General features: G+C 47.8%; 1 pseudogene. It reads left to right on the forward strand.

The window, feature by feature from the left end:
- Positions 1-504: pseudogene (locus tag HCB45_RS15195) on the forward strand (3D-(3,5/4)-trihydroxycyclohexane-1,2-dione acylhydrolase (decyclizing)); the annotation flags it as partial.

Here is a 504-nt window from a genome sequence, read left to right on the forward strand (position 1 = left end):
CTTTGATGGCGATTTCAGAACGGCACAACATCCCGCTTGTTGAGACGCATGCTGGGAAGTCGACGGTGGAATTTCAATTCAAAAATAACCTTGGCGGGACAGGGATTCTAGGAACGAGTGCGGCGAATGCAGTGATTCGTAATGCGGATTTGGTTATCGGCATCGGCACGCGGTACACGGATTTTACAACGTCGTCCAAAACGGCATTCAATTGGGAGGAGACGCGATTTTTAAACATCAATGTCAGTCGTCCGCAAGCCTATAAACTAGACGCCTACCAAGTAGTTGCGGACGCAAGAGCAACGCTAGAACTTCTAGCAGACCGTCTAGATGATTACAAAACGGCTTACGGTTCCGAGTTGGAGCGACTAAAAGCAGAATGGCTGACAGAGCGCGAGCGTTTGGCGAATGTGACGTTTGACCGTACTAATTTTGATCCGGAAATTAAGGGGCAGTTTACCCAAGAAATTTTCAATGAATATGCGGAGGCGTTAAACACGGAAT

This window comes from Listeria farberi (assembly GCF_014229245.1).
Lineage (GTDB): Bacteria > Bacillota > Bacilli > Lactobacillales > Listeriaceae > Listeria > Listeria farberi.